This is a genomic window from Sphingobacterium faecium (assembly GCF_003054045.1).
In the GTDB taxonomy this organism is placed as follows: domain Bacteria; phylum Bacteroidota; class Bacteroidia; order Sphingobacteriales; family Sphingobacteriaceae; genus Sphingobacterium; species Sphingobacterium faecium.
In genome coordinates this window covers 1-14,269 of sequence record NZ_QBKH01000001.1, presented here as the reverse complement: position 1 = coordinate 14,269, position 14,269 = coordinate 1, and the positions used below count along the sequence as shown (strand labels likewise).

The window sequence follows — 14,269 nt, the reverse complement described above, 5'->3', positions numbered from 1 at the left end:
CTCCATTTTTAACATTTTTTAATCTAGAGCAATGGGGCCAATAGTCGACATAAAGAATCGATCCCCCTTTTCCATTTTTTTCGATGTGCCCATATATATAAGGTAACCAGATCAGACTCCTGCTTATCAATTTCAAATTGCTGTTCCAAACGTTTACAATAGGCATTATCCGAGACAATACTCGATATTTCATAATTGATATAAAAACTTCGCATATCCAGATTGACAGTTCCTACAAAAGCCAATTGACCATCAATGCAGATTGTTTTAGCATGAATAAAACCTTTCTGATAGAGATAAACCTGTACACCGCGCTGTAAAAGTGGTTTTAGAAAAGAAAAAGAAGCATGTTGCACAATATACGAATCGGACCGCTCAGGGAGCATCAATTCCACTTTTACACCTGAGGAGACTGCGATCTCCAAAGCCGTTGATAATTGCTCACTAGGAATAAAATAAGGAGTACACAGTTGAATACGCTCTTTTGCATCATTGATGGCCAATATAATAGCCTCCATATTAAAAGGTCCCACAGATCCCGGGTCACTTGATGAAAAAGCAACAGCAGCACGCTCAGGAATATGGGCAATATTAAAATTCAAATATTCTTCACTCAATAAAAATGGCTCTCCGTCCGTTTGATTCCAGCTATTCCAAAATTGGATTTGTAAATTATTCACCGCAATACCTTCTACCGCCATAGCTGTATCCCTCCAATACGCATTTTGACTAGGAAGATTAATGTAGCGATCTGAGATATTGATCCCACCTACAAACCCGTATTGGCAGTCGATAACAACAATTTTTCTGTGATTGCGATAATTGCTATTCGCTAGAGAAGTAAAATTAACCGGTAAAAATGCAACAAAGGGGTAACTCGGAGGATTTTTACGTAAATATTTTATCACATCTGGAGAACCAAAACTATCTAATATCAAACGAACTTTTACTCCTGATTTTGCCTTTTCTTCTAAAATCTTTAATACTTGGGTACCAATATGATCCAACTCAAAGATATAGTATTCCATATGGATGGAATGCGTTGCTTCACGAAGCCTTTTCAATAAAACCGGAAACTTTTCTTCACCATTAATAAACAATTCGACCCGATTATTTAAGGAAAAAAAAGATAGTTTTTGATTTTTCAGATAATCAAACACCCGAGATAAAGTGCCTATTTTTTCATGAATTGTCTCCAGTTGCTCATCCATTCTAATAAGACTTTCTTGCCAAGCAGCAAGCAATTTGGTATGTTGCTCCCGATTAATATGTTGTAATCGCTTAACTTTTCTAAACTTTTGACCAAATAAATAATAAAGAATCACGCCAATACCAGGTAGAAACACAATAACCATAACCCAGGATATTGTTTTCGTCGGATTTCTGTTTTCAATAAGTATCGTACTTATTATACCAAAATACAAAATAAATAAGGGCAGCCAATACCAATTTAACAACCATTGCCACACCTGATTCCAATCAATTTCAATTTGATTAATTAAGTTTTCCATAAAAAATCAGCATATTTTTAACCTTATAAGTAACAAAATCCTCTCTTAAACGTTTTAACTATTGTAACATATTAGATACACAATAAACATGTTGCGAAACCTCCAAATGAAGTTTCAATTCATTTAATCCAATTTGTTAACAAATGTTAAATCAAAAAAGCAAGGCCATATTGGCAATGTTTATGTTAGACACCCTAATAATTTAAAAGTCAAAAGTTAATTAACAATTAACCGCTATAGAACGCTATATCATATTTATGAATAAATTTACACTGTTTATCCTAGCCCTATCCTCCTCCGGAATACTCTTTTTTAGTTGTAACTCTGGTAGTACTAAAGAATTAGATAAAAAAAACAACGCTATTGCCCTGCCAATATACTCAATTGATACAAGTTCTGCGAATACCGTAAAAGATTATATTGGCACTATCGAAGGAAAGGTAAATGTGGAAATCCGTCCTCAGGTAGAAGGAATTTTAGAAGAAATCTACGTCGATGAAGGTGATTTTGTTGAAGTTGGGCAAAAATTATTTAAAATAAATGCCTCTGCTTACGATGAGATTTTAAATAATATGGTCGCTACAGAAAATGTAGCTAAAGCAAAATTACAAAACGCACGATTAGAAATGGAACGGCTTAGACCTTTGGTTGAGAACGAGGTAATTTCCGAAGTACGTTTAAAATCTGCCCAATCAGAATTTGATGTTGCTAAAGCATCTCTACAACAAGCATCAGCTGCTGTGCGCTCTGCAGATATCGACAAACAATTTACGACTATCAAAGCACCGGTTTCAGGTTATATTGGACGTATACCCAAACGTGTCGGAAATTTAGTAACTAAAAATGATTCCCAATCTTTAACTGTTCTTTCTGATGTCCAAGAAGTCTATGTGTATTTTTCTATGAGTGAATCCGATTTCTTGTATTTCACTAAAAAACAAGCCAAACAAGATTTAAAAGATTCGATTTATACCGCAAGCGGAAAAATTAGAAAACTAGCTTTCCCAGAAGTGTCTCTATTGCTAGCAGATGGTGAAGCCTATGGTCGAAAAGGTAAGGTAGATGCTGTCAATGGACAAGTAAATAGAACCACGGGTGCAATTTCTTTACGGGCAACATTTCCAAATACGGACAATATTTTACGCACAGGAAGTACCGGTACTCTCAAGTTTGTAGAAACACAAAAAGGTGTTATTCAAATACCACAAGTATCCACATCAGAATTACAAGATAAAACCTTTGTATATGTCGTTGATAACAAAAATATTGTTCATCGCAGATCCGTCAAAATTGAGGGAAAATCCAATTCAAACTATATTATCTCAGAAGGCTTAGCTGTCGGAGATCGGATTTTACTATCAGGGTTTGACAAAATATCGGAAGGTGCTACCATTATTCCAATCAACAAAACCAAGTAATCAACTTTTCCTAATTTATAATAAAACGATCTATAAATGTTAAAAACATTTGTTAATAAACCCGTATTGGCTACCGTGGTCTCCATGCTCTTAGTAGTCTTGGGAGCCGTGGGATTAAAAATGCTACCCGTATCTCGGTTTCCAGAAATTGCTCCTCCTTCCGTAGTCGTTTCATTAAGTTATCCTGGTGCTAATGCCGAGACAGTAGCCAAGTCTGTTCTCTTACCTATAGAAGAAGCTATTAATGGTGTAGAAGATATGACCTACATCCGATCTACAGCCAGTAATTCTGGATCTGGCTCGGTACAGGTTTTTTTCAAAACCGGTATTAATCCAGATATTGCCTCTGTTAATGTTCAGACCAGAATATCAAAAGCGATAGGTTCTATTCCATCAGAAGTCAATGAAGCTGGTATCACCGTGATGCCTCGACAATCTGGAGTCATCATGACCATTAATCTTTTTGCAGATTCCAAAGAGAGTATGTTTGATGAAACGTTCTTACAAGCTTATTCACAAATCAATATTATCCGACCTTTACTTCGTGTAGACGGTATCGCCCAAGTTTCACGCGTCGGAGCACGTGATTACTCCATGCGCATGTGGTTGAACCCTGAAAAACTAGCTTTATTCAATCTCGTACCAGACGATGTAATTACAGCAATCAAAGACCAAAATTTTGAAATAGCACCCGGAAAATTTGGAGAGACTTCAGATGAAGTATTTGAAACCGTAATCAAACATAAAGGGCGCTTCAGTCAACCCGAAGAATTTGAAAATATTGTCATCAAAACAAATGAAGATGGTTCTGTATTATATTTACGCGATTTGGCGCGTATTGAATTTGGTTCTTCCAATTTAGGTTCCGACAATAAAGTAAATGGGAAACCAGGATTGACCTTAAATATTACACAAACATCTGGTTCAAATGCCCATGATATTGATATTGAAGTTCGTAAAGTATTGGAAGATCTATCCAAAACATTTCCAGAAGGTATTAAATATGAAGTTTCCTATTCAGTTAGAGATCAGATTGATTCATCCATATCTCAAGTAAAACACACCCTATTTGAAGCCTTTATATTAGTCTTTATTATCGTCTTTATCTTTCTACAAGATTTTAGATCAACGATCATTCCTGCAATCGCCATTCCTGTTTCACTTATCGGTACCTTTTTCTTTCTCAATCTATTTGGCTTCTCGCTCAACGTGTTGACCATGTTTGCCTTGGTACTCTCGATCGGTATTGTTGTTGATGATGCCATTGTTGTGGTCGAAGCGATTCACCTAAAAATGCATGAGACTGGTATGAAAGCCCGAGAAGCAACTCTTTCCACCATGTCAGAGATTTCTGGAGCTATTGTATCGATTACCTTAGTGATGGCAGCTGTGTTTATTCCTGTCGGTTTTATGGAAGGACCGGCCGGTATATTTTATAGACAATTTGCTTATACGTTAGCAACAGCCATTTTAATTTCAGCGCTAACCGCTTTGACATTAAGTCCAGCATTATGTGCCTTGATTTTAAAAGCACCTGAACACGAGGATTCATCAACACAGCCCGAAAAAAATAAATTTACCGCTTATAAAAAGCGTTTCTTTACAGCCTTTAACACCTCATTTGATAACTTAACTTCACGCTATATTGTTGGTGTTAAATATTTAATCCGAAATAAGAAGATCGCCATTACAGGTTTAATCGGTATTTCAGCGATCGGATTTACCCTATTATTATTAGCACCTAAAAGTTTTATTCCTACTGAGGATGATAGCTTCGTCACTTATTCTCTGGCGATGCAACCAGGTGCGTCATTAGCAAGAACAACAGAAGTTTTAAAACAAGCCGATAGCATTCTACAAAAGCGTAATCCAGATATTGCAGGGATGACAACCATATCAGGTTACAATGCTTTAGATGGAAGTACAAGTCCCGCATATGCAGTAGGATATATTAATCTAAAAAGCTATGATAAACGAGAAAAAATCAAAGATATTGAAGCCTTTATGGACACGATCCGTCAGGATCTTTCGGTAATCAATGAAGCGACATTTAACGTATTTCCACGACCTACTGTTCAAGGTTTCGGAGATTTCGCAGGTATTCAATTGGTTTTAGAAGATAAATTAGGTGGAGAAATTTTAGATTTTAGTAGTATCGCCGATACTTTCATCAATGAAATCAATCAGTTACCCGAAGTTAAAAGTGCCTATACTTCCTTTAAAGCAAATTTCCCACAATACGAAGTGGATATTGATGCTGTTAAAGCCAAGTCATTAGGAGTCGACATCAAATCGCTCATGTCTACCATACGTGCATATTACGGACGCGTACAAGCAGGAGATTTTAGTCGCTTTGGTCGACAATATCGGGTTTACATACAGGCAGATTACGATTACCGGACAGATCCCGAATCCTTTAAATCCATTTTTGTCAGAAATAAAAACAATGAAATGGTTCCTATCAGCACCTTACTCACCTTAAAAAAGGTCGTAGGTCCAGAAACCATCACCCGTTACAATTTATATAATGCCATTACCATTAATGCTAATCCCAATGAAGGTTACAGTACTGGAGATGCTATGAAAGCAATTGAAAAACTCGCCCTAGACAAGCTCCCTGGAAATTATAGCTATGAATGGACCGGTATGAGTTTAGAAGAGTCAGAATCGGGTTCACAAACCATATTGATCTTCATTATGAGTATCGTTTTTGTCTACTTCCTACTGTCAGCACAATATGAAAGTTATATTTTACCTTGGGCAGTATTATTATCCATTCCAGTAGGTCTTGTGGGCGTTTATGCCACCATTTTACTCGTGGGTTTAGAAAACAATATCTATGTGCAAGTGGGGGTTATAATGTTAATTGGTCTACTTGCCAAAAATGCCATTCTAATCATCGAGTTTGCCGTTCAAGAAAGAAACAAAGGACTAAGTATCTATGATTCCGCTGTAGCAGGAGCGAAATTGCGTTTACGTCCCATCTTAATGACCTCCTTTGCATTTGTCGCTGGCTTAATACCACTCATGTGGTCTTCTGGACCATCCGCAAAAGGAAACCACTCGATCAGTTTCGGTGCTGCAGGAGGAATGCTGTTTGGTGTTTTACTCGGGATTTTCATTATCCCAGTACTCTATATCATCTTCAAAACCTTAGATGAACGCTTAAAAAATAATTTTAAATCCAATTAGTCTGTTATACATGCAACATATCAATCGTCATATCTTCTTATTTACAGCTATATTGCTCCTATTATCATCATGTAAAATTGGACAGCGCTATACTGCTCCCAATTATCAACTTCCAGATCAATATCGTTCGGATTCCACCTATCAGGATAGTATGGAAGCACTTGCTCAAGTCAATTGGCGCGATTTCTTCACAGATTCGAGTCTAATTCAGCTTATTGATGCCGGATTGGCCAATAACTATGACATGCGTAGCGCAATTTTAAATATTCAAATCGCCAATCGTCAATTATCGCAATCAAAAGCCGGTTATCTCCCACAACTGGATGCAACACTTGCAGGTGTCGGACAAGAGTGGAGATCCAAGAATTACTATGCAGGACCTGCCTCTAAAATTTATGATGGAAAAGAAGCGAAAAATAATCTTTTCAAAACACAATCCCAATACTTAACTACGTTGAACCTCAGTTGGGAAATCGATATTTGGGGTAAAATATCCGCTCAAAAAGAAGAAGCTTTAGCCAATTTTTTGGGCTCTACTGAAGCAAAAAAAGCAATACAAACCAGCTTGATTGCCAACATCGCCAAAGGTTATTTTAACCTGTTGACGTTGGATGCGCAAATCGAAGTAGCACTTCGAAATGTACAGCTTAACGACAGTACATTAAGGATGATCCAATTGCAGTTTGATGCAGGCGAGATTACCTCATTAGCGATTCAGCAAACCCAATCTCAACGACTGCTTGCAGCTTCATTAGTGCCACAGTTGGAGCAAGAGATAGAAATTCAAGAAAATTCATTATTGGAGCTAACAGGAAAAATGCCTGATAAAATTGATCGTGGAAAAAGTCTACAGCATTTAATTGATGAATCTAAAATTTCTTTAGGATCACCCTTAGACTTGATCCGTAATAGACCAGATATTAGAGAAGCAGAATTAGACTTGATAGCGGCAAATGCGCAAATGAATATGAATCAAGCGCTGCGATATCCTTCATTCACGCTTGGTGGAACACTGGGTCTAAATGCGATGTTACCTGAAAACTGGTTTAATATCCCCGGATCTTTACTGGGTTCGGCTCTAGGGAATGTAACGATGCCAATTTTCAAAAATAGAAAATTAAAAACAGCATACGAAGTCTCAAAATTAGAGCGTGAGAAAGCCGAAATCAATTTACAAAAAACTGTTCTACGCTCCGTAAATGAAGTATCCAATAGTTTCACCTCACTCACCAAATTAAAAGAACAATTGGTATTAGCCGAAGCCCGAGTTGCTAATTCACACTTGGCCGTGAAAAATGCCAACTTACTATTTAAATCTGGATATGCAACTTATCTGGAGGTCATAACAGCACAATCCAATGCATTGACATCAGAATTGAATTTAGTATCGATCAAGCAGTCTCAATTGGATTCTTTTGTCGAATTATATAAATCTTTAGGTGGCGGTTGGGCAGTATCTAAATAATATGACAGTTTATTGCTCCATCCATATGGAGCAATGGACTTAAATATGGAATATCTAAATTTGCTCCACGTAGCAGAAACCAGATTCCCATCAAAATATAGATAAAAGGTAACCATTTGGAAAAATTCATCTTAAAATATGTTCGAATAAAATTACCTAAAAAAGAAAAGACCAATAATAAAGGAAGTGTCCCTAAACCAAACATGATCATGAAGTAGAAACTTGTCAGGCTAGACGATGTATTCATGGCTGCCGCGGCTGCCATGTAAAGCATACCACAGGGTAAGATTCCATTTAAAACCCCAGCAAAAAAACTCCCCCCAGGTCTATATAACCAGCGTCCCATTAATTTGGCTACTGGCTGAACAAAACGCATTTGTAATTTTGTAAAACCCTGATTTTTAATTTTGAATAATTGAATCAATCCTATAAGGAGCAATATGATTCCTGTAAAAAGACTGAGTCCCACTTGCCACCCTTGGATAGAGGCTAATTGACCAACCAGACCGAGTGCTACACCAAAAATACCATAGGTCAGTATCCGCCCAACTTGATACAATACCTTATTTAATGCAATTGTCCAGGTCAATTCTTGATTTCCTTGTACTGCAAGAAGTAAAGGTCCGCACATAACTGCACAATGAATACTTCCAAATAGACCCATAAAAAACGCAAAATACAAATAGCTCATCCTATAAATGCAATTGTTGATCTGTTAAAAAATCCAATCCACCACTCTTCCAGATAATTTCTAAATTCCAAGTCCCCTTTTTCAAACTCGAAATCGGCAATTGAAATAAGGTCGAATTGGTCTCAAAGGGTAATTGTAAATCAATACTGCTATCAGAAGGTCGCTTAAAGATTAAGTTTCCTTTATTTGCTGCATGGACAAATTCAATGTACAAGGTATCCTGACTGATTTTTACGATAGGTTTAGCCTGATGCGTGACCACATTTTCTTTTTTATTATAAACTTGATCATAGTTTAAACCCTGCTCGTAATAATCCGTATCTTCTAACGTATCCGTATCGTGGCTTACCATATAGATCCCAGCACTTACGATACATAACATAAATGCACCTAAACTTAAAAATATCTTACTACCCCAATTCATCTGCTATTTTTCTAATTTTAAAATTTCTATAAATTTACATACCAGGAGGAGCAATAAATGTTGTTTTAAGTGTCTCTACTTTTCGATCTCCAGAGTATACCGCTATTTTCACATCCTCTTTATATCTTTTAACATTTGCGTTATCAATGATCAGGAAAAAGCTTAAAGAAGCTGTTCCACCTTTAGCTAAAGAATTTATAGGATTAACAACCTGAATTTTTAATTTTTTATCCTCAGGAACTAGTCTAAAAGGCATTTCTGATGCACTCTTATTCACTAATTCTAGTGAGTAGAGGTTGCTGATAGTCTGATCATCCCGTAATTGATAAGAGCTCCCCTTAGCTCTTAATAAAGTAGCACCTACATCTGAGCGCATTAAGATGAGTGAAATAAAAACAGAAATTAAGGCAATTAATACGACCGAGTATGCGATAGCTCTTGTATTACTTCTTTTGGTGACAGTCCCTTGAATTTCACCCATGGTATAAAAACCGATCAGTTTTTTAGGCTTACCAATTTTTTCCATTACGGCATCACAGGCATCCACACAAGCCGTACAGCTCACACACTCCATCTGCAAACCATTTCGAATATCAATTCCAGTGGGACATACATGTACACAAATTTGACAATCAATGCAATCCCCTTTTACTTGCTGCGCATCTTTTTTTTGTTTACCTCGAGGTTCACCACGACGATGATCGTAGGCAACCGTTATACTTTGATCATCGAGCAATACCCCCTGTAATCTTCCATATGGACAGATCGTGGTACAAACAATTTCTCGAATGTGGGCGAATACCGCATAAAAAACAAAGGTAAAAATGGTAATGGCAAATAAGCCTCCCAAATGCTGATCGAGCGGGTCTGTAACAATTTTATAAAGAGCATCAACACCAATGATATAGGATAAAAAAATATTAGATATTAAAAATGAAATCAATAAAAATATACTATGCTTTAATATCTTTTTAAATTTCTTCTCATCAGTATTAGGACCTTCATTCAATTTTTTTTGTTGTTGCCAATCCCCTTCAATCCAATATTCGATTTTACGAAATATAAGCTCCATAAAAATCGTTTGAGGACAAGTCCAACCACACCAGATACGACCAAAAACAACAGTAAAAAGAACAACACAAACCATCACGATCAACATCCCAAAAACAAAAATGTGTAAATCCTGAGGATAAAATATACTCCCCAGAATACTAAACTTACGTTCCAAGATGTTGAACATCAAGAATGGCTCACCTCCTATTTTTATAAACGGAGCTGCAAATAAAAACAGTAGCAACCCATACCCGACCCATTGCCTGATCGCATATAATTGTCCCGAAGGCTTCTTTGCATATATCCAGGCACGTTTTGTCTTATTATTCGGGGTCTCAGGAAAATTTGTCGCTACTGCTTTCATAATACTATTTTATTGAACTTTTGTCGAATCTGTTGCTGCAGCTTTTGCGTCTGCAGCTTGGTATGCTACCTCAGTTCCTTGAGGTTCCTTTGGATTTGCAGGTTTTGTATCACGGAGGGAAACAATATAACTACTCACCTCTGCAATCTGTCCTGGAGTCAGTGTTTGCTCCCAAGGCACCATACCTTTATCAGGGACACCATATTTAACCGTTTTAAAAATATCTTTAATTTCACCACCATGTAGCCAAAATTTATCCGTTAAATTTGGTCCTATACCACCCTCTCCAGCACCACCATGACAAGCCACACAATTCGCCTGAAAAACAGCACTACCGGCCGCCACCTTAGTCTCATCAAAGAGCACACTGGATTCATCAATTAAATTAGCTGCCTGTGCTAAATATTCCTGTTTTGCTATCTCAGCCTTTTCCATCTCTTGCACGTATTCTTGATGTTGGTTCATTCCCCAACCAAATACATGGTAGATTAGAATATAAACCACTGCAAAAGTCATGGTCGAATAAAACAAAGCATTGAACCAAATGGGAACTGGATTGTCCAATTCGCTAATTCCATCATACTCATGGTCGATAATCAAGTCTTTCTCTTCAGAAATTGGACGTAAACCCAATAATTTATTCCAAGAAGCTTTTCGCGACTCTTTTCTTTTGACTTTAGTTACTTGTTCTTCCTTTAAAACTTCCGGCATTGTGATACGCAGAATAGAACGCATGGCCTTATTCACGATCAATGCTGTAGCTAGTAAAGCAAACATGACAACAATAAGTACAACAACTAAAATATCTTGATACATATTGCCTGAGCCAATGCCCCATGCTGCTGCATTTAAAACTGTAGTATTTAAAAATAAACTCATATTTATAAACTATCTGATGACTCACTTTTATTAATATCATCCTCTTGGAACGGAAGTTCCTTCATATATGAAATATGCTCTTTATTCATCCTGAACAACATAATTCCGACAATAATGAAGAATACTAGAAATATCCATAATGAAGCGATCAGATACAGTTCGCTACCATTTAAATTTGTTATCTGTTTGAACATAATCCTTAATTTTAATTGAGTTCATCAACTTTATCAGCAACTTTAGGCTCAGCTTTAATATCTGTACCCAATCGTTGTAAATATGCAATCATGGCTATTATCTCACGATTTGGCAATACATTTACTTGATTCTTTTTCAAATCAGCAGCAATCTTCTGAGCTTGTTTATCTAAATTTGATTGTGCTTGAGCAATCTCTTGATCTGTATAAGGAACCCCTAATTTTCTCATTGCTTCCAATTTAGCTGTCAGTAAAGAATTATCTAATTCTTGATCGATCAACCAAGGATACGTAGGCATAATACTACCAGGAGAAGTGATCGTTGGATCTAACAGGTGATCGAAGTGCCACTTATTTGGATATTTACCACCGATTCGATGTAAATCTGGACCAGTACGTTTTGATCCCCATAAAAATGGATGATCATAGACATATTCACCCGCTTTACTATATTCACCATATCGTGCAGTCTCTGATCGGAACGGACGGATCGATTGCGTATGACAATTGACACAACCTTCACGGATATATAAATCTCTTCCTTGAAGTTCCAATGCCGTGTAAGGTTTTACACTAGCAATAGTGGGTATATTAGAAGAAATTGTAAATGTAGGAATCATCTCTACGATACCACCGATCAAAATAGCGATCAATGCCAACACCATAAACATCACAGGCTTACGTTCCAAACGTCTATGCGTAGACTGTTCATTGGTAGTTACCGGTAATAAAGCAGGGGCTTGAGCTGGCTCATCAGCCAATAGCTTACCTTGACGCATGGTTTTTACCAAATTGTACGTCATTAAAATAGCACCACTGAGATATAAAGCACCACCAACTGCACGCATCATATGCATCGGAATGATTTCTAATGTTGTTGCAAGGAAATTCGGATACTTCAACACCCCTTCAGGTGTAAACTCTTTCCACATCAATCCTTGAACTACTGCAGCCCAATACATCGGAATAGCATAAAATAAAATCCCAAGTGTACCAATCCAAAAGTGAGCAGATGCCATTTTTTTAGAATACAATTCAGTTCTATATATACGCGGGATCAACCAGTACAAAATTGCAAAAGTCATAAATCCGTTCCATCCCAAAGCACCAACATGCACGTGAGCTACTATCCAATCCGTAAAATGGGCAATGGCATTTACTTGTTTCAGCGATAGCATTGGCCCTTCGAAAGTAGCCATACCATAACAAGTCAGAGCAACCACCATAAATTTTAAAACAGGCTCTGTACGTACTTTGTCCCATGCCCCACGAAGTGTCAATAAACCATTGATCATACCTCCCCAGCTCGGAGCAATCAACATAATGGAAAATGCTACACCTAAAGATTGAACCCAGCCCGGAAGAGCAGTGTACAGTAAATGATGTGGACCAGCCCAAATATAAATGAAGATCAATGACCAGAAGTGAAGAATACTCAATTTATACGAGTAGACAGGACGATTTGCCATTTTAGGTAAGAAGTAATACATCATACCTAAGAAAGGAGTAGTCAAGAAAAATGCAACCGCATTATGTCCGTACCACCATTGTACTAATGCATCTTGAACACCCGAATACACATAATAACTTTTCCAACCCGATATAGGTAACTGAACAGAGTTGACAATATGTAATACAGCAACAGTAACGAATGTGGCAATATAAAACCAGACCGCTACATACATATGTCGCTCTCTACGTTTTATAATTGTACCAAACATATTGATACCAAATACCACCCAAATAATAGTGATACCAAGATCAATAGGCCATTCCATCTCTGCATATTCATGACTTGTCGTCAATCCCAAAGGCAATGTAATAGCCGACGCTACAATGACCAACTGCCAACCCCAGAAATGAATTTTACTGAGCACATCACTAAACATACGCGCTCTTAACACACGCTGCAACGAATAATAAACGCCCATAAAAATTGCATTACCGACAAATGCGAAGATAATCGCATTGGTGTGAACAGGTCGGATTCGACCAAAAGTGGAAAATTGAATTCCAAAATTCATCGCAGGCCATACCAGTTGAGTAGCTACAAGTAGTCCAATGGACATACCAACTATCCCCCAAATAATGGTAGCGATACCGAAATTTCTGACAATCTTGTTGTCATAATTAAACTGCTCTAACTGCATTACTTATAATATTGATTTCTTAATCAAAAGTAGAGCTTGTTTTATGACATTAGAATGATGACGATAACCAAAAATAATAACATTCGTCACACTTTTTGCACACGCATGTAACGAATTGAGCAGTCTTTAAATATTGAAATAATAATTGGGATAAATCGTGGTAGAATTGGTTGATTTTATAGCTTAATATAGAGCATATAAGGGATTGAAACATAACTTAAGCTAAAGATACTTCTCGCGATACAACTGAAATTATTCAGGTAATTACAGATGATAAGGAGTAAGCTATGCTCTAGGAAATACTTCAATAATAACAATGATCAGACCAGAGCAGGAAAGCTAGATATCCCCATAAAAATAGAAAGTTATTGAGGTGATAATTGACAACATGGATAAGGTAATATCATATTATAGTGTACTCTAAGTTACATCTAAGCTTGTTGATATGAGTTCATTCAGGCAACTCCTTCCATATCATTGTATACACAGCATGAATAACAATAGGAATCTTCCATAAAACAAGAAGTAAACTTCCTACCAAGGTCAGACTTTGCTTTCTATTTTAATTAAAGCAACAAACCACAAACAAAAAATAATAAAGCTGAAAAGAAACCATAGCACAAAGCGCAGAAGAGGAGTAAACGTAAAGATCAATACAAACAGTGCGTTAAGAAAGGATAACCACATACAGAATCATGGAGATCTTAGGAAAAGGATATTGCGGTGCATGGCATCATTGCGAAACCAGTGAGATGGGGTATGTGCAGCAGAAAGGCAGTACAGAAAAAAAAGTTTAGCGCACAAAAAAGCCCCTGCTGTTTAGCAAGGGCTTCTGTATAAAAAAAGGCACCGACCTACTCTCCCACCTGTTACGGCAATACCATCGGCTCTGGCGGGCTTGACTGCTCTGTTCGGAATGGGAAGAGGT

The 14,269-nt window shown here is 37.1% G+C and carries 10 protein-coding genes and 1 rRNA gene; 3 read left to right on the top strand and 8 right to left on the bottom strand.

The window, feature by feature from the left end:
* Positions 1-23: 23 nt before the first annotated feature.
* Complete coding sequence (gene cls, locus C8N37_RS00055; protein ID WP_108156991.1) at positions 24-1,511, bottom strand: cardiolipin synthase; 1,488 nt, start codon at positions 1,509-1,511, stop codon at positions 24-26.
* A gap of 257 nt (positions 1,512-1,768) precedes the next feature.
* Here cls and C8N37_RS00050 point away from each other — a divergent pair, with 257 nt between their 5' ends.
* The 3 genes from C8N37_RS00050 to C8N37_RS00040 are packed head-to-tail and all read left to right on the top strand — an operon-like array spanning position 1,769 to position 7,586.
* On the top strand, positions 1,769-2,929 hold the full coding sequence (locus C8N37_RS00050) for an efflux RND transporter periplasmic adaptor subunit (protein ID WP_108156990.1): 1,161 nt from the start codon (positions 1,769-1,771) through the stop codon (positions 2,927-2,929).
* A 36-nt stretch (positions 2,930-2,965) separates the two neighbouring features.
* Positions 2,966-6,121 carry an efflux RND transporter permease subunit gene (locus tag C8N37_RS00045; RefSeq protein ID WP_108156989.1) on the top strand — a complete coding sequence of 1,052 codons (3,156 nt, stop codon included), beginning with the start codon at positions 2,966-2,968 and terminating at the stop codon, positions 6,119-6,121.
* 10 nt (positions 6,122-6,131) lie between these two features.
* Positions 6,132-7,586, top strand: coding sequence for an efflux transporter outer membrane subunit (locus C8N37_RS00040; RefSeq protein ID WP_108156988.1), 1,455 nt, complete (start codon positions 6,132-6,134; stop codon positions 7,584-7,586).
* Here the strand turns inward: C8N37_RS00040 and C8N37_RS00035 are convergent.
* From C8N37_RS00035 to rrf, 7 genes are all read right to left on the bottom strand, one after another.
* Positions 7,579-8,277, bottom strand: coding sequence for a sulfite exporter TauE/SafE family protein (locus C8N37_RS00035; protein ID WP_108156987.1), 699 nt, complete (start codon positions 8,275-8,277; stop codon positions 7,579-7,581). The genes C8N37_RS00040 and C8N37_RS00035 overlap by 8 nt on opposite strands.
* A gap of 1 nt (position 8,278) precedes the next feature.
* Entirely contained in the window at positions 8,279-8,701 is a 423-nt protein-coding gene (locus C8N37_RS00030; protein ID WP_108156986.1) for a FixH family protein, read from the bottom strand.
* A gap of 34 nt (positions 8,702-8,735) precedes the next feature.
* Positions 8,736-10,118 (bottom strand): cytochrome c oxidase accessory protein CcoG, encoded by a 1,383-nt coding sequence (ccoG, locus tag C8N37_RS00025; protein WP_108156985.1) that lies wholly within the window; start codon positions 10,116-10,118, stop codon positions 8,736-8,738.
* A 9-nt stretch (positions 10,119-10,127) separates the two neighbouring features.
* The gene (locus C8N37_RS00020) at positions 10,128-10,997 is read right to left on the bottom strand and encodes a cbb3-type cytochrome c oxidase N-terminal domain-containing protein (RefSeq protein WP_108156984.1); all 870 of its coding nucleotides are present in this window, start codon (positions 10,995-10,997) and stop codon (positions 10,128-10,130) included.
* A 2-nt stretch (positions 10,998-10,999) separates the two neighbouring features.
* Entirely contained in the window at positions 11,000-11,191 is a 192-nt protein-coding gene (locus C8N37_RS00015) for a hypothetical protein (protein ID WP_045753281.1), read from the bottom strand.
* Between the two features lie 11 nt (positions 11,192-11,202).
* The gene (ccoN, locus tag C8N37_RS00010; protein WP_108156983.1) at positions 11,203-13,341 is read right to left on the bottom strand and encodes a cytochrome-c oxidase, cbb3-type subunit I; all 2,139 of its coding nucleotides are present in this window, start codon (positions 13,339-13,341) and stop codon (positions 11,203-11,205) included.
* Between the two features lie 841 nt (positions 13,342-14,182).
* Positions 14,183-14,269, bottom strand: a 5S ribosomal RNA gene (gene rrf, locus C8N37_RS00005); the annotation flags it as partial.